Origin of the sequence: Burkholderia sp. AU30280 (genome assembly GCF_020420125.1) — a bacterium.
Classification (GTDB): domain Bacteria; phylum Pseudomonadota; class Gammaproteobacteria; order Burkholderiales; family Burkholderiaceae; genus Burkholderia.
Window position 1 is genome coordinate 64,053 of sequence record NZ_JAIZRY010000003.1, and the last position, 22,462, is coordinate 86,514.

Annotated in this window: 23 protein-coding genes; 14 read left to right on the plus strand and 9 right to left on the minus strand. The window is 68.5% G+C overall.

Features of this window, described 5'->3' with window-relative positions:
- Positions 1-34: 34 nt before the first annotated feature.
- The 4 genes from creC to LGN17_RS07800 all read right to left on the minus strand — a co-directional run bounded on the left by creC (position 35) and on the right by LGN17_RS07800 (position 4,014).
- The gene (gene creC / locus LGN17_RS07785) at positions 35-1,486 is read right to left on the minus strand and encodes a two-component system sensor histidine kinase CreC (RefSeq protein ID WP_226195779.1); all 1,452 of its coding nucleotides are present in this window, start codon (positions 1,484-1,486) and stop codon (positions 35-37) included.
- 15 nt (positions 1,487-1,501) lie between these two features.
- Positions 1,502-2,206, minus strand: coding sequence for a two-component system response regulator CreB (gene creB / locus LGN17_RS07790; protein ID WP_226195780.1), 705 nt, complete (start codon positions 2,204-2,206; stop codon positions 1,502-1,504).
- A 79-nt stretch (positions 2,207-2,285) separates the two neighbouring features.
- Positions 2,286-2,999 (minus strand): SDR family NAD(P)-dependent oxidoreductase, encoded by a 714-nt coding sequence (locus LGN17_RS07795; protein WP_226195781.1) that lies wholly within the window; start codon positions 2,997-2,999, stop codon positions 2,286-2,288.
- Between the two features lie 106 nt (positions 3,000-3,105).
- Positions 3,106-4,014: a sterol desaturase family protein gene (locus tag LGN17_RS07800; RefSeq protein WP_226195782.1), complete on the minus strand. Its 909-nt coding sequence runs from the start codon at positions 4,012-4,014 to the stop codon at positions 3,106-3,108.
- A gap of 690 nt (positions 4,015-4,704) precedes the next feature.
- Between LGN17_RS07800 and LGN17_RS07805 the strand changes: the two genes are divergently transcribed.
- The 7 genes from LGN17_RS07805 to LGN17_RS07835 all read left to right on the plus strand — a co-directional run bounded on the left by LGN17_RS07805 (position 4,705) and on the right by LGN17_RS07835 (position 11,128).
- On the plus strand, positions 4,705-5,781 hold the full coding sequence (locus LGN17_RS07805) for a hypothetical protein (protein WP_226195783.1): 1,077 nt from the start codon (positions 4,705-4,707) through the stop codon (positions 5,779-5,781).
- 94 nt (positions 5,782-5,875) lie between these two features.
- Positions 5,876-6,181 (plus strand): EF-hand domain-containing protein, encoded by a 306-nt coding sequence (locus LGN17_RS07810; protein ID WP_264165873.1) that lies wholly within the window; start codon positions 5,876-5,878, stop codon positions 6,179-6,181.
- 43 nt (positions 6,182-6,224) lie between these two features.
- Positions 6,225-6,938, plus strand: coding sequence for a response regulator (locus tag LGN17_RS07815; RefSeq protein WP_034198023.1), 714 nt, complete (start codon positions 6,225-6,227; stop codon positions 6,936-6,938).
- Positions 6,938-8,284, plus strand: coding sequence for an ATP-binding protein (locus tag LGN17_RS07820; RefSeq protein WP_226195784.1), 1,347 nt, complete (start codon positions 6,938-6,940; stop codon positions 8,282-8,284). The genes LGN17_RS07815 and LGN17_RS07820 overlap by 1 nt, the downstream gene beginning before the upstream one ends.
- 374 nt (positions 8,285-8,658) lie before the next feature.
- Positions 8,659-9,426 carry a DUF4410 domain-containing protein gene (locus tag LGN17_RS07825; RefSeq protein ID WP_226195785.1) on the plus strand — a complete coding sequence of 256 codons (768 nt, stop codon included), beginning with the start codon at positions 8,659-8,661 and terminating at the stop codon, positions 9,424-9,426.
- Positions 9,427-9,597: 171 nt separating this feature from the next.
- On the plus strand, positions 9,598-10,290 hold the full coding sequence (locus LGN17_RS07830; RefSeq protein ID WP_226195786.1) for a dihydrodipicolinate reductase: 693 nt from the start codon (positions 9,598-9,600) through the stop codon (positions 10,288-10,290).
- A gap of 355 nt (positions 10,291-10,645) precedes the next feature.
- Complete coding sequence (locus LGN17_RS07835) at positions 10,646-11,128, plus strand: cupin domain-containing protein (protein WP_226195787.1); 483 nt, start codon at positions 10,646-10,648, stop codon at positions 11,126-11,128.
- A 103-nt stretch (positions 11,129-11,231) separates the two neighbouring features.
- On the opposite strand, the gene LGN17_RS07840 is transcribed toward LGN17_RS07835, so the two are convergent.
- Together LGN17_RS07840 and LGN17_RS07845 are read right to left on the minus strand one after the other, a co-directional pair.
- Positions 11,232-12,041: an SDR family oxidoreductase gene (locus tag LGN17_RS07840; protein ID WP_226195788.1), complete on the minus strand. Its 810-nt coding sequence runs from the start codon at positions 12,039-12,041 to the stop codon at positions 11,232-11,234.
- The gene (locus LGN17_RS07845) at positions 12,038-12,871 is read right to left on the minus strand and encodes a MoaF C-terminal domain-containing protein (RefSeq protein WP_226195789.1); all 834 of its coding nucleotides are present in this window, start codon (positions 12,869-12,871) and stop codon (positions 12,038-12,040) included. The genes LGN17_RS07840 and LGN17_RS07845 overlap by 4 nt, the downstream gene beginning before the upstream one ends.
- Before the next feature lie 170 nt (positions 12,872-13,041).
- Here LGN17_RS07845 and LGN17_RS07850 point away from each other — a divergent pair, with 170 nt between their 5' ends.
- The 3 genes from LGN17_RS07850 (at position 13,042) to LGN17_RS07860 (ending at position 15,839) form a co-directional block, all read left to right on the plus strand.
- On the plus strand, positions 13,042-13,836 hold the full coding sequence (locus LGN17_RS07850) for an AraC family transcriptional regulator (protein WP_226195790.1): 795 nt from the start codon (positions 13,042-13,044) through the stop codon (positions 13,834-13,836).
- Positions 13,837-14,032: 196 nt separating this feature from the next.
- Positions 14,033-15,001, plus strand: a complete 969-nt coding sequence (locus LGN17_RS07855) for a DMT family transporter (RefSeq protein WP_226195791.1) — start codon at positions 14,033-14,035, stop codon at positions 14,999-15,001.
- A gap of 289 nt (positions 15,002-15,290) precedes the next feature.
- Entirely contained in the window at positions 15,291-15,839 is a 549-nt protein-coding gene (locus tag LGN17_RS07860) for a permease (protein WP_226195792.1), read from the plus strand.
- A gap of 95 nt (positions 15,840-15,934) precedes the next feature.
- On the opposite strand, the gene LGN17_RS07865 is transcribed toward LGN17_RS07860, so the two are convergent.
- The gene (locus LGN17_RS07865; RefSeq protein WP_021158165.1) at positions 15,935-16,069 is read right to left on the minus strand and encodes an entericidin A/B family lipoprotein; all 135 of its coding nucleotides are present in this window, start codon (positions 16,067-16,069) and stop codon (positions 15,935-15,937) included.
- Between the two features lie 231 nt (positions 16,070-16,300).
- Here LGN17_RS07865 and LGN17_RS07870 point away from each other — a divergent pair, with 231 nt between their 5' ends.
- The gene (locus LGN17_RS07870; protein WP_226195793.1) at positions 16,301-17,596 is read left to right on the plus strand and encodes an aspartate carbamoyltransferase; all 1,296 of its coding nucleotides are present in this window, start codon (positions 16,301-16,303) and stop codon (positions 17,594-17,596) included.
- A gap of 123 nt (positions 17,597-17,719) precedes the next feature.
- Here LGN17_RS07870 and LGN17_RS07875 read toward each other — a convergent pair whose 3' ends face one another.
- Together LGN17_RS07875 and LGN17_RS07880 are read right to left on the minus strand one after the other, a co-directional pair.
- On the minus strand, positions 17,720-18,139 hold the full coding sequence (locus LGN17_RS07875) for a type II toxin-antitoxin system VapC family toxin (RefSeq protein ID WP_175958197.1): 420 nt from the start codon (positions 18,137-18,139) through the stop codon (positions 17,720-17,722).
- The gene (locus tag LGN17_RS07880; RefSeq protein ID WP_175958198.1) at positions 18,136-18,375 is read right to left on the minus strand and encodes a FitA-like ribbon-helix-helix domain-containing protein; all 240 of its coding nucleotides are present in this window, start codon (positions 18,373-18,375) and stop codon (positions 18,136-18,138) included. Before LGN17_RS07880 ends, LGN17_RS07875 begins: the two co-directional genes overlap by 4 nt.
- Positions 18,376-18,696: 321 nt before the next feature.
- On the opposite strand from LGN17_RS07880, the gene LGN17_RS07885 reads away from it, so the two are divergent.
- The 3 genes from LGN17_RS07885 to LGN17_RS07895 are packed head-to-tail and all read left to right on the plus strand — an operon-like array spanning position 18,697 to position 22,391.
- Complete coding sequence (locus tag LGN17_RS07885) at positions 18,697-20,940, plus strand: TonB-dependent receptor (protein ID WP_226195794.1); 2,244 nt, start codon at positions 18,697-18,699, stop codon at positions 20,938-20,940.
- A 3-nt stretch (positions 20,941-20,943) separates the two neighbouring features.
- Positions 20,944-21,711: a tetratricopeptide repeat protein gene (locus LGN17_RS07890; protein ID WP_226195795.1), complete on the plus strand. Its 768-nt coding sequence runs from the start codon at positions 20,944-20,946 to the stop codon at positions 21,709-21,711.
- Positions 21,708-22,391 carry a Fe2+-dependent dioxygenase gene (locus LGN17_RS07895; protein WP_175968785.1) on the plus strand — a complete coding sequence of 228 codons (684 nt, stop codon included), beginning with the start codon at positions 21,708-21,710 and terminating at the stop codon, positions 22,389-22,391. Before LGN17_RS07890 ends, LGN17_RS07895 begins: the two co-directional genes overlap by 4 nt.
- Positions 22,392-22,462: the final 71 nt, after the last annotated feature.

The window sequence follows — 22,462 nt, forward strand, 5'->3', positions numbered from 1 at the left end:
TGTGAAGCGAATGTGTGGCGAACGTGAAGCGCGCTCAGCCCGGCGACGGCAGCGTGAGCGTCGCGCACGCGCCGCCTTCGTCGCGGTTCGCGAGCGCGACCTGGCCACGGTGCAGCATCGCGACTTCGCGGACGAAACACAGCCCGAGGCCCGTGCTGCGATCCTGTCCGTCGGGGCGCGGCAGCGAATAGAAGCGCTCGAACACGCGCGCCAGTGCGTAGTCGGGCACGCCGGGGCCGTCGTCGGCCACGCGCACGACGGCGACCTGCGCCCTGCCCGCCGGCCGCCGTTCGAGCGCGATGCGGATCGTGCTGCCCCGCGGCGCAAAATCCAGCGCGTTGTCGAGCAGGTTGACGAGCGCCTGGCGCAGCAGGAACGGATCGCCCTCGACAACCGCCGGGGCGGCCGCGTCGTGCGCGTCGAGCGCCAGGTTCACGCCGCGCTGCCGCGCACGCGGCTCGAGATCGTCGACGAGCTGTTCGAGCACCGGCCGCAGCGCGACCGGTTCACGCACCGACAGGCGCTGCTTCTGCTCGACTTCGGCCAGCGCGAGCAGCTTGCGGATCATCTGCTCGAGGCGGCCGGCCTGGCGGCGGATGTTCTCGGTGAAGCGCCGGCGGTTCGCGACCGGCATCTCTTCCTGCAGCAGTTCGGCCGCGCCGCTGATCGCCGCCAGCGGGCTCTTCATCTCGTGCGTGAGCGTATGGATGTAGGTCTCGACGTACTGCCGGTCCTCCAGCCGCTGATGCATGCTTTCCACCGCGCGCCCGAGCTCGGCCAGTTCGCTCGCGCCCTGCAGCGGCATGTCGGCCCGCTCGCCCGCCGCGATCGCGCGCGCATAGCGCTGCAGGCGCCGCAGCCCGACCACCAGCCACCACGTGCAAGCCACGCCGATCAGGATCGCGCCGCCCATCAGCAGCGCGCCGTACAGCATGATCTTGCGCTGGCTGCGCGCGATGAACGGCGCGACCGTCTGGTTCGGCTTCGCGATCGTCAGCACGCCGATGATCTCGTTGCCGCGCCGGATCGGCGCCGCCACGTGCATCACGGTGCTGCTGTCGTCGTTCGGATCGCTGCGCGTGCTGCGCGCGCCGTACTCGCCGCGCAGCGTCCGGTACACGTCGTTCCAGCGCGAATAGTCCTGCCCGACCGCCTTTCCGGACGAGTCGTAGCGCACGATGCCGTGCGCATCGGTGATGTAGAGGCGGTAGCCGATCGCGTTCTTCTGCACGCCCCACACGTTCGCGCTGACCGGGCGTTCGTGCAGCGTCGAGAGCTGCCGCGCGAACGCGCCGTCGGCGATGTGGCCGTTCGCCATGTCGTCGGCGGCCAGCGTCGCGAGCACCTGCGCGGTATCGACGAGCGTGTCCTCCATCGCCTCGCGCACGCCCGGCTTCACTTCCTGCACGAACACACGCAGCGTGATCAGCGCGGCCAGGCCGACGATCAGGAAAAAGCCGAAGAAGATGCGCAGGCCGATATGCATGGGCGGTGCCGGTCGTTACGGTTGCAGCGAATAACCCATCCCGCGATGCGTGCGGATCGGGTCGCGCTCGGGGTCGATCGCGCGCAGCTTCGCGCGCAACGTCTTGATGTGCGTGTCGACCGTGCGGTCGGCCGAATCGAAGGCCTCGTGCCACACGAGGTCCATCAACTGTTCGCGCGAATAGATGCGCCCCGGATGGCGGATCAGCAGCGCCAGCAGCCCGAATTCGTAGCGCGTGAGGTCGAGTGCGTGGCCGAGCCACGACACGCGCGCGCCGTCGGCGTCGAGTGTGAAACCCGGTGCGATGGCCGCAGCCTGCGCGGGTGCGGGTGTCGCTTCGGGTGCGGCCGTCCGGTAGAAACGCCGCAGGATCACGCGCACCCGTGCCGCCAGCTCGCGCGGCGAAAACGGCTTGACCACGTAATCGTCGGCGCCGATTTCGAGCCCGACGATCCGGTCGATTTCATCGTGCCGTGCAGTGAGGAAAATCACCGGCACGTCGGAGAACGTGCGCAGCCGCCGGCACACCTCGAAGCCGCTGAGATCCGGCAGGCCGACGTCGAGCACCACGAGATCGAAGCGCGTGTCGCGCAGGTGGTCGAGCGCCGCCTGCCCGAGCGTGCAGTGGACGGTCTGCATGCCGTCGGTGCCGAGGACGTAGATGATCGTGTCCGCGATCGCCACTTCATCTTCGACGATCAGGATATTGGGCTGATGCATGGTCTCAGGCTGGGCTCGCGCGTTTCCGGTGCGACATTGTACGCACGACCGGCCGCGGCGCGAGCCCCTGCGCGTCGCGCTACGCCACGCGGCCCGTCACCGGAATCGACGCGCCGGTGATCGCCTGCGCGTCGACCGACAGCAGGAAGCCGATCGTCGCGGCGATCTGTTCCGGCCGCACCCAGCGCGTGAAATCCGCGTCCGGCATGTCCGCGCGGTTCGGCGGCGTATCGATGATGCTCGGCAGGATCGCGTTCACCGTCACGCCGCGGTCGAGCAGTTCGGCCGCCAGCGCCTCGGTGAGCCGCGCGACGCCGGCCTTCGCGGCCGCGTATGCGCCCATCCCCGCGCCGGCCTTGAACGCCGCGCCCGCGCCGATGTTGACGATGCGCCCGGACGGGTTCGCCAGCAGGTGCGGCAGCGCGGCCTTCGATGCGTTCAGCGCGGTCTTCACGTTCAGTTCGTACATGCGGTCCCACGTGGCGGCGTCGCCGTCGGCGATCGTCTGCCACACGAACGCGCCCGCGATGTTCAGCAGCGCATCGACCCGGCCGAATTCGCGCTGCACGGTATCGAGCGCCTGCGCGGCGGCCTGCGGATCGACGAGATCGATGCCGCCGATGCGCAGCGCGTCGGCCGGTACGCCGGGCAGCGCCTGCGCCGCCGGGGCCGCGCCGCGGCCGATCAGCGCGACGCGTGCGCCGCGCTCGCCGAGCCACGCAGCCGTCGCGACGCCCAGATGGCCGAATCCGCCGGTGATCGCGACTGCCTTGCCTTTGAAATCGTGTTCCATCGATGTTTTCTCCTGGATCGAGGGTTGCTTGATGATGCGGGTTGCATGGGTCATGCCGGCCATGGCTTGCGTGCGAGACCGGCAATGCGCCACAGCGTAGCGCCGTTCACGCATCCGTGCGCACGACGACGAGGCTGCGGCGGCGCAGCTCCTCCGTCGTTTCGCCCTGGTTGTCCGGGCGCCAGCCCGGCGGCAGCAGCACGAAGCGGATCGCGGTCCACACGTCGCGGGCCGTGGCGATGTCGCGGGCCAGGCTCGCCCAGTGCTCGAGCTCGACGACGCACGGATTGCGCGAGCGGGTCGGTGTGACGAGACCGAAACGGCACGGTTCGTCGGCGCGCTCGGCGACATAAGTGCCGAACAGCCGGTCGAACACGACCAGCACGCCGCCGTAGTTCGCATCGAGATAGTCGAGGTTCGACGCGTGGTGCACGCGGTGTGCGGACGGCGTGTTGAACACGTATTCGAGCCAGCCGAGCTTCGGCATCCACGTGTTGTGCAGCCAGAACTGGTACATCAGGTTGAACGACAGGATCGCGAGCACGGCCTCCGGACGCACGCCGAGCCACACGAGCGGCGTGAAGAACATCGCGGCGCCGGCGATCTTGCCGGTCCAGCCGAGGCGAAATGCGGACGACAGCGTCAACTGGTTCGGCGAATGATGCACCGCATGGGTCGACCAGAAGAACCGCACGCGGTGCGACGCGCGGTGATACCAGTAGTAGCAGAACTCCTGGCCGACAAACACGAGCAGCGCGAGCGCGACGCTGTGGAGCGGGATCGTGAAGAGCCGATGTGCCCACGCGAGGTCGAACAGGGGCGTGGCGAGCGACAGCGGCACCAGCGCGAGCAGCTTGCGGCCCGCGAGATCGGCGAGCGACAGCCACACCTCGTTCCAGTCGAACGGTTCGGGCCCGCGGGCGCGGCGCCAGGTGAGCACGGCCGCCTCGACGAGCGAGACGGAGACGATGAAGAGCGTGACGTAGTACGCGAGCTTTCCTGTAGTGGTGAGCATGATGGGCCTTTCCTTCGGTTGAGTCGGACGCGTCATCGGCTGCACGGGCTGCCGTCGCGTCGAATGGAACGCACTGTAGTGGGCGCGGTACGGAAAGGCCACGCGGGAAGTATGTCGCCGTATGTCGCGGGGAAAGGCGTTCGGGTGGTGCGAGGGCCTGTTCACGCTAATAGCGCACGTTCCCCTGTTTGGAAAAAATCATTCGTGGGGCTGGCCCCCAGCAGGGCCGATCGCCGCGTCATGCGCCTCGCGAATACGTCGAGTATTCGCTTCGTCGCGATCCTTGCGCTCGGCCCTGCTGGGGGCCAGCGCAAGCCAGTTATTAGCGTGAACAGGACCTTGGCGGACGCTTACAGGCTGGCGCCGGCCCCGTTGGTGGCTGCGCGTATGTATGCCCGGCGGGAAATATGTCGCCGCATGTCGCCGCGACATGCTTTCGCGCCGCGCACGAAACGTTCCGCCCCCGTGCCACGGCACCTGCCCTCACACAACCGGGTCGCCGCCAGCCTTGCCCGGCGCGGCATGCCCGCGATCCACATGGCCGAGTTGCGCATTCGTCGTACCTCGAACAGCACGACACGTGTAACACCGCGACATCTTTTATGACGCGACGAGCGCGGGTCATCGCCTCTAAAGTTCGTCCCGTCGCCACGCCGCTGCGTGCCCCGAAACGAACCGCAAGGACACCCGATGAAAACCCGCTTCCTCGTCACCACCGCCCTCGCCCTCGCCTGCGCACCGGCCTTCGCCGGCTGGACCGGCCACGGCACCGCGTACACGCCGCGCGGCACCTACAATGGCGCGCATGCCGGCTCGTGCGGCGGCGGCAGCTGCTCGCATGCGGGTGGCGTGATCGGCCCCGGTGGCGGTATCGCGACCAACACGGGCACCGTCACGCGCACCGCGCCCGGCCAGTTCTCGAACAGCGGCACGGCCGTCGGCCCGAACGGGCGCTCGGTCGAACACAGCGGCGATACGAGCTGCGCGGACGGCACCTGCTCGCACACCGGTTCGCTGACGGGCTCGGACGGCCGCAACGCAACGACGTCGGGCAACGTGACGCGCAACGGCCCGGGCCAGTACTCGTCGAGCGGCACGATCACGGGTTCGAACGGCAACACGGCCAGCCACACGGCATCGACGAATTGCTCAGGCTCGACCTGCTCGCGCTCGGGCACCGTGACGGGCACCGACGGCGGAACCGTCACGCATTCCGGCAGCGCGACGCGCGTGGCGCCGGGTGTCGTGACGACGTCGGGCGGCTCGACGGTCGTACACGGCGGCACGGTCTCGACCGGCGGCACGACCGTGATCCACGGCAGCACGACGGCAGGCGGCGCGGTCGTCGTGGCCGGCGGCACGGTGCCGGTGCCCGTCCCGATGCCGGTGCCCGTCGTGGCGCCTCCGCCGGCCGCGGTGGTCGTGACGACCCCGCCACCCGTCGCAACGGTCGCTGTCGCGGCACCGGCGCCTGCGCCGGCCGCAGTCGTGGTTACGCCCCCGCCGCCCCCGCCCGCCGCCGTCGTCGTCGCGCCGCCTCCGAAGGTCGTACGTGTTGCGCCGCCGAAGGCTGTCGTCGTGACTCCCGCGCCGCGCGTCGTCTACGTCGCCCCGCCGCCGCCGAAGGCCCTGTACCTCGCGCCGCCGCTGCCACGCGCCGTCTACGTCGCCCCGCGCGCCGTGTATGTCGCTCACCCGCCGCGAGCCGTCGTCTGGGTGCCCGCCCACTGGGTTGGCCGCGTGTGGGTGCCTGCGCACTGGGCGTAAGCCGGCGCTCCTTTGCTTTGCTTCGTTTCGTTTTCCATCCGTTTCATCAACCACCCGGCCGGCGCAGACCGTCGGCCACACAAGGAGAAACCCCATGAAGTCCATCAAGAAGCTGATTGCCGTCGTCGTTTTGTGTATCGTCTCAGCAGCAGCGTCGGCCCAGCAGGTGCCGCCCGGCGCGGCGAGCGGCGGTGCACGCGTCGAACGCGCGCTGATGCAGTTGCAGACCCGCTTCGCCAGCGCGAACACGACGCACGACGGCAAGCTCACCCGCGAGCAGGCCGCCGCGGGCATGCCGATGGTCGCGCAGCATTTCGACGAAATCGATACGCAGCACAACGGCTACGTCACGCTCGAGCAGCTCGCGGGTTTCATGCGCCAGCGCATGGCGGCCCGTTGAACCCGCACGACAGTCCGGCCGCGCACGCACCGGGAGGCAAGCGATGGAACAGTCCTGCAGGATCGTCGTGCTCGACGACGAAGCCGAGCTGCGCAACATGCTGCAGCGCTTCCTGACCGGCCACGGTTTCCAGGTTCGCGCGGTCGCCGACGGCAAGCGGCTCGACCGCCTGCTGCAGCGCGAACCTTACGACCTGCTGGTGCTCGATCTGATGATGGAGCCCGAAGACGGCCTGAGCGTGTGCCGCCGCCTGCGCGCCGAAGGCCAGACGTTGCCGATCCTGATGCTCACCGCGAAAGGCGACGCCGCGGACAAGGTCGTCGGCCTCGAGACGGGCGCCGACGACTACCTGGCGAAGCCGTTTCTCCCCGACGAACTCGTGGCCCGCGTCCGCGCGCTGCTGCGGCGGCAGAAGATGGCGGCCGGCGAGCCGACGGTCACGTCGCAACGGCTGCGTTTCGGCGCATTCACGTTCGACGTCGGCCAGCAGACACTGATGCGCGACGGCACGCCCGTCGAGATCCATTCGGCGCAGATGCTGCTGTTGCACGCGCTCGGCTCGTCGCCGAACCGCGCGGTGAGCCGCGAGAACCTGCTCGCCCGCGCACGCGGCCGTGACCATGCCGCACTCGACCGCAGCGTCGACGTGCAGATCCTGCGGCTGCGCCAGATCGTCGAGGACGATCCCGGCAAGCCGCGCTTCATCAAGACCGTCTGGGGCATCGGCTACATGCTGGTGGCCGGCATCGAGCCGTGATGCGCATCCCGCTGCCGCGCTCGCTGCTCGCGCGCAACATCGCGCTGCTGGTGGCGCTCGTCGCGCTGTCGCTCGCCTGTTCGCTCACCGTGCTGCTGCACTACGTGCAGCGCCCGCGCATCGAGCGGGCCTCGATCGTCTTTTCCGACTACGTGCAGTTGCTCGACCGCACGCTCGCCAGCCTGCCGCCCGACGCCGGCCGAGCGGTCATCGCGCAGTTCGGCGGCCAGGCCGCGCTGCCGCCCGCCGCGCCGCCGCAAGCACCGAACCTGGCGGCCTTCTTTCGCACCTGGCAGCGCGACGTGTTCATGCAGGCGCTCGAACGCCACCTGCCGCCCGACCTCCCGGCGCGCTGGCAATCGGGCGACGACGAGCGCCTGTGGATCCGCCTGCATGTGACCGGCTCGCCTGTCTGGGTGCCGCTGCCGATGGCCGCCGACGCGCAGGCGAGCGGCATCACGACGGCGCTCGTGCTGTCGGTCGGGCTGGCGCTGCTCGCGGCGCTGACCGGCTACCTGATCCAGCTCCACCTGAACCGGCCGCTCGACGCCCTGGCGCGCGCGGCGCAGCGCGTCAGCGCGGGCGAGCGCCCGCCGCCGCTGCCCACCGACGGCCCGACCGAAATCGCCGACGTGAGCCGCGCGTTCAACCAGATGGCCGACGCGCTGCAACAGGCGGAAGCGACCCGCTCGCTGATGCTGGCCGGCGTGTCGCACGACATCCGCACGCCGCTCACCAAGCTGCGCCTGGCGATCGCGATGGCGCTGCCGCGCGGCACGCACGACGCGCTCACCGCATCGTCCGAGCATTACCTGGACCAGATCGATACGATCCTGCAGCAATTCATGGACTACGCGGGCAGCGGCGAGCGCGAAACGCCGCAAACCGGCGACCTGAACGCGCTGATCGGCCAGCTCGTCGCGGATTTCGCGGGGCTCGGCCACGCATTCGACTTCGACGAAGGCGAGGTGCCGGCGTTCGCATTCCGTCCGATCAGCGTGATGCGGCTACTGATGAACCTGATGCAGAACGCGGTCGTCTACGGCCGGACGGGCCTCGGCGTGCGTACGTGGGCCGAACGCGGCATCGCGTATGCGGTGGTCAGCGATCGCGGCAACGGCATCGGCGCGGCCGAACTCGAACGGCTCAAGGCGCCGTTCAGCCGGGGCTCGAACGCGCGCAGCCATGCGGGCGGCACGGGCCTCGGCCTCGCGATCGTCGAGCGGATCGCCCGCCAGCACGGCGGCTCGCTCACGTTCCGCGACCGCGACGGCGGCGGGCTGGAGGCCGTCGTCGCGTTGCCGCTCGATGCGTCGGCGGCGGTGCGGCGGTCGTTGTCGGCCTGACGGGCTGTTTGCCTGTCCGCCTGTTTGCCTGTTCGCCTGTTCGCCTGACTGCCTGACTCCCTGACTGCCTGACTGACTACTGGCTGACTGCCTGCCTGACTACTGGCTGACTGCCTGCCTGACGGCTCGCCCATTCGTTCGCCCGTCGGCATGGCGGCCTGCCTGCCGTGCATGTCCGCGCACGGCGGCACGTGACATGCGCCGACATAATTCCTGCGTGGCGCATCGCGCCCGGCCTCCGCATACTTGCGCCTGCGTGTTGCGCAACGGCATGAAACCTCTCCCCAGCCAGCGATCACGCCCCGCTTCCGATCGTTCGCGTTCCTGAATGCCGCGACAGTATCGGCAACTTCATCCAGGCCACGGAGATCGACATGTTTTCTTCCCTTCACGCACTTGCTGCCCATGCCAAACGTCTGACCAGTGTCGCGCTGATCGCCGGCACACTCGCGATGACCGGCTGCGCATCGACCGCGACCACGCCCATGAGCGCCGCGCCGGCAGCCCGCACGCTGCCGCAGATTCGCGCGGACGTCATCTATGTGTCCCCGTTCGACGTGGACACGACCGACGTCAAGGTCGACGGCGGGATGATCGGCAAGCTTGCGACCCTTGCGAGCGGTTCGTCCGCCGACGTGCAGCGCCAGCAGAGCGCGCTGAAGACCCGCGAGCAGCTCGCCGACGCCCTCGTGCGCGAACTCCGGTCGCAAGGCATTCCCGCGCTGCGCGGCCCGGTGCCCGACGGACGCGACGCGCTGGTCGTCGAAGGCCGGTTCGAGTCGATCGACGCCGGCAATCGCCGCCGCCGCACGCTGATCGGGCTCGGCGCGGGCAAGAGCGAAGTGAAGGCATCGGTCACGGTGCTGTTCCAGCCGGCGCATGGCGCACCGCAGCCGCTCGGCACGTTCTCGTCCAGCGCGAACAGCGGCCACCTGCCCGGCATGGTGGAAACCGCCGGGGTCGGCGCGGCGGCCGGCCGCCTCGCGACGTCGGCAGCGGTTGGCGCCGGCCTGCATGGCGTGTCGGAAGTGAAGCACGACACGGTGGCGTCCGATACGGACCGCCTCGCGCGCTCGATCGCAAAGCAACTCGCGACGCAGAACGCGGCGAATGCGTGGCTGCCGACCGGGTCGGCAAGCTGACGCACCGGGCTGCCTGCGAGGCCCGGCGGGCGGGCACGCAGGCGGGCGGCCGGGCATAATGCGCGAGGCCGCTCCGGCGCCCCGCGCCGCGAACGTGCCGCGACCGTGCCGTGCCACCCGACGGCCGGCGCCGCTCCCGTCCCGAATCCTGAACCTCAACCCGTCAATTCCATGCAAGTACTCGTCGTAGGAACCGGCAAGCTGGCCAGCGAGTTGCTCGACGCACACCGGCTCGACCCGGCAACCTGTCGCGTGATCCCCTGGTCCGACAGCGCGCGCAACGATGCGCAGCGCAGCGACGCCCGAACGATCGTCGTGCATGCCGGCTCCGGCCGCGAACTCCCCGCTGTGATCGCGTTCTGCGAGGACACCGGATCGCCGCTCGTCGAGCTATCGACCGGCTCCGAACTCGAAACCGGCTCGCACGCTTTCCCGGTCGTGCTGTGTCCGAACACGAACATCCTGATGCTCAAGTTCATGAGCATGCTGGAAACCAGCGGCCACCTGTTTCACGACTGCCGGATCAGCCTGACGGAGTCGCACCAGGCCGGCAAGACGTCCGTCCCCGGCACGGCCGTCGGGATCGGCCAGTCGCTCGGCGTGCGGCCGGAAGATATCCGCTCCGTGCGCGACCCGAACGTGCAGCGCAGCGAATTCGCGGTCGCCGACGATCAACTCGGCCGCCACGCGATTCACCGGATCCGCATCGACGACGGTGCGTGCAGCCTGCAGTTCGAATCGCGCGTGGTGGGTGCGACACCTTACGCGGACGGTGTGTCGCGCATCGTCGACGCCGTTCGGCAGAACGATCTCGAGCACCGCCGCTATTCGATCGTCGAGTTCATCCGCAACGGCTGGCTGTAGTCGCGGCGCTACGCGGCGGACGATACCCGCGCGCCGCGTCGCAGACGTTTTTTGCGCAACGCAAGAAGCAGTTCGGTGCCGATTTCCGTGGATGTCGTCGATCCGCCCGATCGGCGACATCCGAGCCCCCCTGGATCCCGCCGACCGGCACCTGACGTGCCGCATGACCGGCGTCAGGATCACCCCAGCCGGCTTCGCCGCCACGGCCGGTCGTGAAATTCGACGCGCAATCGCCCTTCCGCATTCGCTGGTAAGTTATCGGCCGAGGTTCATTCGCCGAGATGGGGCGCGAGTCACCGCCAACGTCGGCGCCTGAACCGCTACCCTCGACATCCTCCCGACAGGAGTGCAACCGATGACCCGCCCTGATTTCATCAAGCACTGGACCGAACTCGAAGAACCGGAAGCGCATTGCTATCGCGGCGATACCGAGCCGATGGCGCTGGATGCGCCGCTGTCCGCCAAGCTCGGCATCACGCGTATCGGCATTCATCACGTGAGGCTTCTGCCGGGCCGGCGAACCTCCTACCCGCATGCCGAAAGCACCGAGCAGGAGTTTGTGTACGTGCTCGAAGGCAAGCCCGACGTCTGGATCGACGGCGTGCTTTACCCCGTTGCCGAAGGCGAATCCGTCGCGTTTCCGGCAGGCACCGGCATCTGCCACACCTTCATCAACAACACGAAGGACGAAGTCAGGCTGATGGTGATCGGTGAGCGTCCGCGCGACGACAACCGCATCCGCTACCCGATGAACGAGGCGTATGAGCTGACGCGCGCGGACCGCTGGGTGGACTGGCCCGACAGGCCGCTCGGGGACCATGACGGGATGCCGGACTGACGCACGCGAAGAGGCTCCCGACGGGACACGCCGAGCCTGCTGCGCGAACTCGCAGCGGACCGCCGGCGCCGCCCGGTTCCGCTGGCCAATGCCCGCTCCACCATCACTCACCGCCAAGCACCGCCCCGCTCTCGGGCAACGTCGCTCCGCCATCGACGACGATCGTCTGCCCCGTGATGTATGCGGCATCCGCCGAGGCGAGAAACAGCATCGCGTTCGCGATATCTTCCGGCTCGCCCATCCGGGCGAGCGGAATGTCCCGCGCGATCTGTGCTGCGACCGACGCATCGCCGAGATTGCCGGCCGCCGGTGTGCGGATCATGCCCGGCTCGACGCCGTTGACCGTCACGTTGCGGCGCGCGAGTTCCAGCGCCGCCGCACGAATGAAGCCATTCACGCCGGCCTTCGACGCCGCGTAATGCGCGAGCCCCGGATACACGACGCGCGGCCCCGTCACCGACGACGTGACGAGCAGCCGCCCCGCCCCCGCGCGCTCGAACGCCGGCAACGCGGCCTGCGCGAGCCAGAACAGCGCCGACAGGTTGACCGACAGCGTCCGGTCGAGTGTCGGCTCGTCGATCTGCGTGAACGGCGTCAGCGGAAAATACGCGGCATTGTGGACGACGACATCGAGCCGGCCCCCGTCGCGCTCGACCGCCGCGACCAGCGCGCCCAGTTCATCGCGGCGGGCGGCATCCACCCGATAGGCGCGCGCCTGGCCGCCCGTGCTCGCGAGCGCATCGGCCTGCGCGACGGCGGCCTCGCCGTTCAGGTCGGCAAGCGCGACGAACGCGCCGGATTCCGCGAATCGGCGTGCGATCGCCGCGCCGATCCCCTGCGCGGCGCCCGTGACGAGCACGACGCGCCCGCTGAAATCTGCGCGCAAGCGGCCGCTGCCCGGCACGGCATTCATCGCTGCGCCTCGCCGCCGAGCGGATGCACGGTGTCGTTCAGCACCTGCGCGTGGGCGCCGATCGGGAAGTTCGACAGCGTGCCGAAATCGCCACCCTGGTAGCCGAAGATCTTGCCGTCGGTCTTGCGCTGTGCGAGGTCGATCAGCACGACGCCGAGCGTGGGCACCACCTTTTCGCGCCACACGAACAGATACAGTTCCTCTGCAATCCTGAAGTAATGGCAGCGGTCGACGTCGGCCAGCCCGCCTTCGACACCCTGCAGGCACTGCCACGCGTAGAAATTCTCGTTCAGGTAGATGTGCTCGTAACATTCGGTCGGGCTGTAGCGATACATCGTCCGCTTGCCGATCAGCTCGCGCGTGGGCCCGTGCAGCGGCCCCGGCTGCGTGTGGCCGCCGAGCGTGCCGTGCCGGAACCCGGCCTCGACGCCCGTCAGCGGCAGCCCGCGCGCCACCCGTGTGAACGCGTCGATGCGCGTGTCGGCTTCGGTCGGCAGCACGCCGACGACCGAGGTCCATACCCCGTTGTCGAGATCGATCACGAGACTGACCGACGTCGCGCGGGCGGCCGAATCGACGTAGTCGACGAAGTACAGCCCGTCGCGCAGCCGCGTCACCCGGCACGGCTCACGGCCGCCCGTGTCGGTTGCCGCGTCGTGCCACTGCAGCGCGCCGGGCTCGAACGTATAGACGCGCCACGCGCCGGATGCGTCGCCAAGCACGAGCGTACGCCCGGCGAGCGCGTCGACGGATGCGAGGATGTTCGCGCCTGGCGCGAAGCCGTCCGCGAGCGCGCCAACCTGAATAAATACCGGATCCTGTCGTTCCACCTGCCGTCTCCCGTGCAGCCTCAGGCCCGGCGGGCCGTGTACGCTGCTCATGTGCACATGGTGCGGGCTGCGCGCGCCGCGCGGTATCGGCCAAAAGGATGAAGGGCGCACGGCGCCGGAACGCGCTAAAGTGCACGAAATCCGCGCCGCGACCGGCGCGAGGAGCGCACATGCACCGCGTCACCCATTACCGACGGACCGGCGAAGGCATCGAGGCAATCAGCCTCGAATCCGATCGCGCGTTTCCGCGCCACGCGCACGACGAATTCGGGGTCGGCGTGATCGTCAGCGGCGCGCACCGGTCGTGGAGCGGCCGCGGGCAGGTCGACGCACTGGCCGGCGACGCGATCATGGTCAACCCGGGCGAGATGCACGACGGCTCGCCGATCGAGGCCGGCACGGGCCGGCGCTGGCGGATGCTGTACCTCGCGCCTGCGCTGGTCGCGGGCGTCGCGGCGGAAGAAGGGCTCGGCGGCGTCGAACTGGCGCACCCGGCCGTGCGCGATGCGCGGCTCGCGGCTGCCGTCGGCCGGCTGCATGCACGTATCGTCGCGGGGGAATCCCCGCCGCTCGCCCGCGACGAAGCGCTCGTGATGCTCGTCGCCGGGCTGCTCGCCCGGCACGCGAGCCGCGCGCTGCCGCCGGCGGGCGTCGCACCGGCGATCCGCATCGCCCGGGAACGGCTAGACGCGGCGCCGGCCGCCCCCGTTTCGCTCGCCGAGCTGGCCGGCCTGAGCGGCGTCAGCCGCTTCCAGCTGCTGCGCGGGTTTGCCCGCGAACTCGGCATCACGCCGCACGCCTACCTGATCCAGTCGCGTGCGCGGCTGGCCCGCGCGCTGCTCGCCAGCGGCCTGCCGATCGCCGATGCCGCGGCCGAAGCCGGCTTTGCCGACCAGAGCCACCTGACACGTGCGTTCGCGCGCCAGTTCGGGATCACGCCGGGGCGATTCACGCAGGCCGTCTGACGCCGCCGCCATCCCGCGGCACGCGCCGCCAGGCACACCGGCCTCAAAGGCAGCGGCCACATCGACGGCAGCGGCGACTGCCGCACGCCCCCTCGGCACAAGCATGCCGAGTTGCGCGCGCCGTATTCGACACCCCGCCCGCACACTGCAATTTCGTTCAAGACGCGCAAGGCCGCCGTACGCGACGATGCGGCGCATGAAGACACGACTGATTGGCTATCTCTATCTCGCCGCCGCGATGGCGGGCGTCGGCAGCACCGTCATCGCGAGCCGTCTCGCGGCGGGCGGCCTGCCGCCGTTCGCGGCCACGGCGCTGCGCTTCCTGATCGCGACACCGTTGCTGTTCGCGCTGATGCGTGCGCAGCGAATGCGCTGGCCGCGCCTCTCCACGCGCGACGCCGTACTGCTCGTCGTCCAGGCGGCGGCGGGCGGTGTCGGCTATACGGTGCTGCTGATCTGCGGTACGAAGCTGTCGTCGCCGCTCGATGCGGGTGTGATGCTCGGCACGCTGCCCGCGATGTCGACGCTGATCGCGGCCGTCGTGCTGCGCGAGCAACAGACGCCGCGCGACTGGGTGGCCGCCGCGCTCGCAACGGCCGGCGTGCTGTTCGTCACGTTCGCGCCCGGTCAGGCGCTCCCGTCGCTCCGCACGCTAGCCGGCGATGCGCTGGTGCTGGCCGCCGTCGCGTGCGAAGCCGTATTCATCCTGCTCAACCGGCGGCTTGCCGCACCGTTGCCGCCGCTGGCGCTGTCCACCGCGATGTCCGGCCTCGGCTTCGTGCTCGCCCTCGTACCAGCCGCGTTCGAATGGCACGCGGTGGCGACCGGCTGGACCGTGGGCGCCGTGTCGGCGATCGCCTACTACGCGCTGGTGCCGACCGTGCTCGGCTACCTGTGCTGGTATGCGGGTTCGGCGCGCACGAGCGGCACCGAGGCCGCGCTGTTCACGGCTGTCGCGCCGGTTTCGGCGGTGCTGTTCGCGGTCGCGCTGTTCGGCGAAACGCTCAACGGCACGCGGATCGCGGGCATCGCGCTCGTCGTCGCCGGCATGCTCGTCGGCGCGACGAGGCGGCGTGAACCGCCAGCCGAAGCGCGCGATACGCACCCGGCGAATCCGGGTCGGCCGGGCAGCCCCACGCCCGCCGCGCAGGCCGCCACCGACTGACTCGCGCGCATCGCGTCACGGCGGAAGCCGCGCGGCTCCGCGCCGCCCAGGGCCTGTTCACGCAAAGAATGCACGTTTCCCTGTTTGGAAAAAATCATTCGTGGGGCTGGCCCAAGCCCGTTATTAGCGTGAACAGGCCCTGGCTTGTCGATCCTCGCGATCGCGCCATGCAGCCGGCGACTGTAGGAATGTGTCCGTGCACCGCAAAACCGTTGCGCACCACCTCGCAAGATGCAATATTCGCGTGGCCGGGATCTTTGACAACCATCGAACGACAATCCGCCACGCAATGAACAGGAAGGAAGCCAAAACAAGAATCGCGGTGCTGCTGTCCGCGGGAACGAGGAAGGCCGACGCACTGGCCGAACTGTCCGGCCAGGGACTCAAGGATCGCGTGCTCGCGCACCTGATCGCGTCGCGCCCCGATCCCGAACGCTGCCGCAGGAACAAGCTGCACATCCGGATCCTGGTCGCGCTCGGCATCGCCCAGCTCGCGATCAGCCTCGTGCTCGCGTACTACTTCTTCGCAACGGGCGCCCCCAACGGCCTCGTGCTGGTGTTCCTTGCGTTGACCGTCCCGCTGTCGCTGCTGTTCATCTGGGGCTTTACTACCAATCGCGTCGGCGCGTACCACGCGTTCATCCTGCTGTCGCTGCTGCAGTTGCCGAAGACCATCGCCGAGCTCGGACGCGATCCGTCGACCGCGCTGCCGAGCCTCGCGATCACGGTCCTGCTGGTGGGCTATGTCTGGTTCGTCCGCAACCGCCTGTTCCCCGACTACGGCTGGCTTACGCCGCGCAAGGTCGAAGGCCGTTACGCGTTCGTCGAGCGCGCCTGACGCCGCTGGCATCGAGCGTCGGCCGAAAAAAAGCGCCGGGCCGCCCCGCAATCGCGGGACGGCCCGGCGCTTTCTGCATTCCGGAACCGGTCGGCTTACTTGGCTTTTTCAGCCGTATCGCTGATCGCCTGGCCGCCCTTCGAAATGTCCTGTCCCACGCCGGCGACCGTGTTGCAACCAGCGAGCGCGGCGGTCACCACCAGCAGCATTGCAGCAATCGTACGCGTCATTCTCATTCTCCTTGAAATCAACAAGCCCGACGGGCGAATCGTTTGCGGCGTGGCGCCCTGCAAGATGCAGGGCACGGGGCCTGACCTGATTATACGGAGACGGCCGCCGCGCGCCAGTCCGAACCCGCCGCATGTCACGCGGCGCACAGCCGGTTCGCGCAGATTTTCCTTGACTTCAACGCGCCAGGAACTAATATACGCACCGCGTATATTTTCCGTCAGGAGCCGCCGATGACCGTTCCCCAGCAAGCCTTCCTCCGCGACGCCATGCGCCGCCTCAACATGACGCGTGAAGCGTTCGCCAATCGCATCGGCGTCAGCCGCCGCGCGCTGGACACCTGGCTGCTGCCTGACGACTCGCAGGAATCGCGCGGGATGCCCGAGATCGTCGAGCGCTTCGTGTCGGAAATCGTCGAGCGCTCGGTACCGGAAGGCGGAAACTATACGCAAAGCGTAGATAATCAGGGGCTCGCCAAGCAATTCTTTTTCGAAGGCAAGCCGCAACTGCTGTCGGTCGACCAGTTCTCGCGGGAATCGGTCGAAGCGCTGTTTCGCGTGGCCGACGTGATGCAGCCGATCGCGCGCCGCCACAAGATTTCGCGCGTGCTGGAAGGCGCGGTGCTCGGCAACCTGTTCTTCGAGGCCAGCACGCGTACGCGCGTGTCGTTCGGCGCCGCCTTCTGCCGGCTCGGCGGTTCCGTGTGCGACACGACGGGCTTCACGTTCTCGTCGATGGCCAAGGGCGAATCGATCTACGACACGAGCCGCGTGATGGCCGGCTACGTCGACGCACTCGTGATCCGCCATCCGGAGAAAGGCTCGGTGGCCGAGTTCGCGCGCGCGACCAACCTGCCCGTGATCAACGGCGGCGACGGCCCCGGCGAGCACCCGAGCCAGGCGCTGCTCGATCTCTATACGATCCAGCGCGAGTTCTCGCGGCTCGGCAAGATCGTCGACGGCGCGCATATCGCGCTGGTCGGCGACCTCAAATACGGTCGCACCGTGCACTCGCTCGTCAAGCTGCTCGCGCTGTACCGCGGGCTCAAGTTCACGCTCGTGTCGCCGCCGACGCTCGAGATGCCGGCCTACATCGTCGATCAGATCGCGACGAACGGCCATGTGATCGAGCAGACGACCGACCTCGCGGCCGGCCTGCGCGGCGCGGACGTCGTGTATGCGACGCGGATCCAGAAGGAGCGCTTCACCGACGAGTCGTTCGAAGGCTACACACCGGATTTCCAGATCAACCAGGCGCTCGTCGATACGGTGTGCAAACCGGACACGCTGATCATGCACCCGCTGCCGCGCGACAGCCGGCCCGGCGCGAACGACCTGTCGGTCGACCTGAACCGCGACCCGCGCCTCGCGATCTTCCGCCAGACCGACAACGGCATTCCGGTGCGGATGGCGATCTTCGCGGTACTGCTCGGCGTCGAGAACCTCGTCCAGCATTCGATGCGCGACGCGACGTGGCGCCCGCCGGCGTACCTCGGGCCGGAGGACGCGGTGTTTCACGGGGTCGATTGAGACCGAGTGATCGAGGCGCTGCCGGTCGGGCGCCTCCAGCTGGGCGTCTTGCCCAACAAAAAGCGCGCCGCTTGCCCGACGCGCTTTCTTTTTATGTGCGCCGAACGATTTGGCGACCGACGATTACGCCGCCCACGGATCGATCACCCGAAGCCCCATCGCCTCGAACGGCGCGACGTCGCGCGTCGCGACGATCAAGCCGTTCGCCTCCGCTGTCGCGGCAATGTAGCCGTCGGCCGGCGCAATCGCGTTGCCCGCGGCGCGGGCCCGCGCGCGAATGCTCGCGTACGCCTTGCTTGCCGCATCGTCGAACGGCAGGATCCGGCTTCGAAACACCGGCATGACACGATGCTCGATGCTTTGATGCAGCCAGTCCCGCCTGCGCCCTGCCGGCAACATCGCGACACCGAACCGCATTTCGGCGAGGCTGATCGCGGCCAGAAACAGTGTTTCAACGTTCTGGGCGTCGAGCCACGCGATGACGGCCGCGCTCGGCTCACGCCGCAGCGGCTCGGAAATGACGTTGGTATCAACAAGGATCATTCGAAGCTCATCGGATCGGTTGGCGTCTTGTCGCGCGGGACGTCGAGATCGACGCCGCCTGCCTCCCGCCCGATTTCCGCCAGCAGCGTGCCAAGCTTGAGACGCCCACCCGGCAGAACGGCCTGCTCGAGGATGTCACGCACCTCGGCTTCGGTGCTGCGCCCATGCTGGGCCGCGCGGATCCGAAGGGCACGATGGACCTCGTCGGGCAAATTTCGAACGGTGATCACCGGCATGATGCACTCCATTAATATGCTTCCAATGCAGTCATATTAGCATTTTGCTGTCACATGGATTGCACCACGACGCGATCACTCTAACCCGCCCGCCGGGCCCGCCACACTCGGCCATTCGGCCGTCTCCCACGCCTCAACCGCGCCACAACCGCCCCGCAACATTCGTCAACAATCTCCTTACAAATACAAACAAGAACGCTTCTCATTCACTAAAAAATTACATAGAATGCCGCCTGAAAACAAATCGTAATAATTCCCGGCGGCATGCACATTTCCGCAACGCACCGCCCCCGGGGCCACACCGCGAGGTCGAAGCGCACCATGAAGTCACGTCCCGACGAGCTGAAGCTCGGCAAATTCACCACCCTGTGCGGCGTGCTCGCCGCGAGCCCGGCGTTCGCGGCGGACGGCACGCCGCCGCCTGCCCCGGCCGGCACCGAAGGCCATCTCGCACCGATCGAGGTCCAAGGCAAGGCCGAGCACAGCTACAAGGCCGACTTCTCCGCTTCCGCGAAATTCACCGCGCCGCTCGTCGACACGCCGAAATCCGTCACCGTGATCCCGCAGGAACTGATCCAGAACAGCGGCGCGTCGACGCTGACCGAAGCGCTGCGCACCGTGCCGGGCATCACGTTCGGCGCCGGCGAAGGCGGCAACCCGCTCGGCGATCGGCCGTTCATCCGCGGCTACGACACGCAGGGCAGCATGTTCGTCGACGGCATGCGCGACACGGGCGCCACGACCCGCGAGATCTTCAACACCGAACGCATCGAAATCACCAAGGGTTCCGACGGCGCGTACGGCGGCCGCGGCGGCGCGGGCGGCAGCATCAACCTGATCACGAAGGCCCCGCACCTCGGCACCACCGCCGCCGCGAGCGCGGGCCTCGGTACCGACCGCTATCGCCGCTTCACCGCCGACGGCAACTGGCAGTTCGCCGATCACGCCGCGTTCCGCCTGAACCTGATGAGTCACAACAACGACGTCGCCGGCCGCGACGCGGTCAACAACGAGCGCTGGGGCGTCGCGCCGTCGATCGCGTTCGGCCTCGGCACGCCGACGCGCGTCGTCGCGAGCTACTACCACCTGTCCACCGACGACCTGCCCGACGGCGGCATCCCGTACTACTACGGCTTCAATCTCCCGAAAGGCGTCGCCACCGACGGCCCGGCGCCCGTCGACCGCCACAACTTCTACGGCCTGACCAACCGCGACTTCCGCAAGACGACGTCGGACATCAGCACGCTCAGGATCGAGCACGACATCACGTCGTCGCTGACGATCCGCAACACCACGCGCTACACGGAATCGACGCAGGACTACATCTGGACGCAGCCCGACGACAGCCAGGGCAACGTGGTCAACGGCAAGGTCTGGCGGCGCGCGAACACCCGCAACAGCGCGATCAACAGCATCGCGAACCAGACCGAGCTGTTCGGCGAATTCCGCACCGGCCCGCTCAAGCACAGCTTCACGACCGGCATCGAGCTGTCGCGCGAATGGGGCAAGCGCGACACGTACAACGTCGCCGCCGCGAACGGCAAGATCTGCCAGAACGGCATCGGCGCGGCGTCGGGCTACAACTGCACGAGCCTGTGGTCGCCGAACCCGAACGACCCGTGGGCCGGCTCGATCACGCCCAACAACAACTATTCGCATGCCCGCACCGTGACGAAGTCGATCTACGGCTTCGACACGATCGAGATCACGCCGCGCTGGCAAGTCAACGGCGGCGTACGCATCGACGACTACTCGACCCGCTTCACCGACACCAGGACCAACGGCGGCAAGACCACCACGCGTGACGACACGCTCGTGAACTGGCAGGCCGGCCTCGTGTTCAAGCCCGCGCGGAACGGCAGCATCTATGCGTCGTACGCGACGTCGTCGACGCCGGCCGGGATGATGCTCGGCGAAGGCAGCGAAACGCAGTCGCTCACGCCGGGCCGCGGCGGCGTCGGTTCGAACGCCGATCAGATGGCGCCCGAAAAGAACCGCAGCATCGAGCTCGGCACGAAGTGGAACGTGCTGAACGACAAGCTCGCACTGACCGCCGCGCTGTTCCAGATCGACACGACGAACGCGCGCGTGACGCTGCCGAACAACCAGTACGCGATGGTCGGCAACAAGCGCGTGCAGGGGCTCGAACTCGGCGTCGCAGGCCAGATCACGAAGCAATGGCAGCTGTTCGGCGGCTATACGTACATGAAAAGCGAGCTGCGCGACAACGGCAAGGACACGGCGAACAACGGCAACCAGTTCCCGAACACGCCGAAGCACAGCTTCACGATGTGGTCGAACTACGACGTGACGCCGAAGTTCACCGTCGGCGGCGGCGCGTTCTACATGTCGCAGGTGTTCGGCGATACCGCGAACCAGCACGCGGTGCCGTCGTACTGGCGCTTCGATGCGATGGCGCAGTACCGGATCAACAAGAAGCTCGACCTGCAGCTGAACGTGAACAACCTGTTCAACCGCACCTACTTCGACCAGGCGTATCCGGCGCACTACGCGTCGATCGCACCGGGCCGCTCGGCGTTCGTCACGCTGAACGCGCGCTACTGATCGATGGAGGCCGTGTCGCTGAAGGCGCTCGCGTCGGTTTCACCGCGCGAGTTCGCCGACATCCTGGCCGGGCCGCCCGAGCGCGCCGCCGCGTGGGTCGCGGCGGCGGCCGACCACGGCATCGTCGACGCACAGGCCGTCTACGGGCAATACCTGCTCGACGGGCATGGCGTCGCGCGCGATCCGGCGGCCGCGTTCAACTGGTTCCGGCACGCCGCGCGCGCCGGCCACGCGATGGCGATGAACATGCTCGGCCGCTGCTACGAATTCGGCTGGGGCACGGCCACGTGCGCGCCGGTCGCCGTGTACTGGTACCGGCTCGCCGCGCAGGCGGGGCTCGACTGGGGCATGTACAACTACGCGACGGCGCTCGCGCTCGGCAACGGCATCGACGAGAATCGCGCCGATGCGCTCGCCTGGTTCCAGCGCGCGGCCGCGCTGGGCCATGCGAAATCGATCAACCTGATCGGCGGCTTCTACGAGGACGGCTGGGTCGTACCGGCCGATCGCGACGCCGCGTTCGACCACTATCGCCGCGCCGCCGTGGCCGGCGATTTCCGCGGCCAGTTCAACCTTGCGCGGCTGCTCGCCGAGCGCGGGCGCATCGACGAAGCGCTCGCGTGGCTCGCGCGCGTGCCGGCCACCGCGCCCCCCGCATTCGTCGCGAAGATGCACGCGTATCTCGCGTCGTCGCCGATCGACGCGTTTCGCGCGGCGGCGCCGCAGATGCAACCGGAACTGCAACCGCACTGCATGGAATCCGCATCATGATGCTTCATATCCCCGGCGTACTGACGAAAGCGCAGGTCGCGCAATGTCGCGAACGGCTCGATGCGGCCGAATGGGTCGACGGCAATGCGACGTCCGGCACGCAGTCGGCGCTCGCGAAACGCAACCGACAATTGCCGGAAGGCTCGCCGGCCGCACGCGCGGTGGGCGACGCGATCCAGGACGCGCTCGCACGCAATCCGCTGTTCTTTTCGGCGGCGCTGCCGCTCAAGGTATTTCCACCGCTGTTCAATCGCTACGAAGGCGGCGAGACGTTCGGCACGCACGTCGACAACGCGATCCGGCTGCTGCGCGGCACGGATTTCCGCGTGCGCAGCGATCTGTCGGCAACGCTGTTTCTCGAAGAACCCGATGCGTACGACGGCGGCGAGCTGTGTGTCGACGATACGTACGGCACGCATCGCGCGAAGCTGCCGGCGGGCGACCTCGTGCTGTATCCGGCATCGAGCCTGCATCACGTGACGCCCGTGACGCGCGGCGAGCGCGTCGCGTCGTTCTTCTGGATCCAGAGCATGGTGCGCGACGATGGAGATCGCACGCTGCTGTTCCAGCTCGATACGCAGATTCAGCAGCTCTCCGCGGACAAAGGTGCGCACGACCCGGGCGTGATCGCGCTCACCGGGATCTATCACAACCTGCTGAGACGGTGGGCCGATACCTGAGCCATGTGGCGGGCTCCGCACCGTCCTGAAACGCGGCCCACTTCCGGCCAAGCCAGTCCACCGCCCAACGC